Origin of the sequence: Mesorhizobium sp. M7A.F.Ca.CA.002.05.1.1, from assembly GCF_003998335.1 — a bacterium.
GTDB lineage: Bacteria > Pseudomonadota > Alphaproteobacteria > Rhizobiales > Rhizobiaceae > Mesorhizobium.
Map to the genome: position 1 here is coordinate 1 of NZ_RZQI01001612.1, position 509 is coordinate 509.

Below are 509 nucleotides of genomic sequence, written 5' to 3' on the forward strand. Positions count from 1 at the left end.
GTGCATGGCCGCGATGCGACGCGCGGCAAGGCTGTTGTCACCGGGATCGAAGCGACCGGCGGCAGGGCGGAGCTTCTGGTCGCCGACCTCTCTTCTCTGGCCGAAGTGCGCCGGCTTGCCGAAGCCGTGCGCGCCCGCACGGATCGGCTCGATATCCTCATCAACAATGCCGGCATCGGCACGGCAGGCCAAGGCGCCAAACGTCAGGTCAGCGCCGACGGCTACGAACTGCGCTTCGCGGTCAACTACCTCGCCGGTTTCCTGCTGACATCGGAGCTTCTGTCGTTGCTGAAGGCGAGTGCGCCGGCCCGCATCGTCAATGTCGCCTCTGCGGGGCAGCAGGCGATCGATTTCAGCGATGTCATGCTGACCCGCTCCTATGACGGCGTGCGTGCCTATTGCCAGAGCAAGCTGGCGCAGATCCTGTTCACCGTCGACCTTGCGGAGCAGCTGAAAGGCACCGGCGTCACCGTCAACGCGCTGCATCCGGCGAGCTATATGAACACCAC

Annotated in this window: 1 protein-coding gene; it reads left to right on the forward strand. The window is 64.8% G+C overall.

Annotated elements, in window-relative coordinates; all coding sequences use genetic code 11:
• A partial coding sequence (locus tag EN939_RS37340; protein WP_127272145.1) for an SDR family NAD(P)-dependent oxidoreductase occupies positions 1-509 on the forward strand: 509 nt, incomplete at both ends.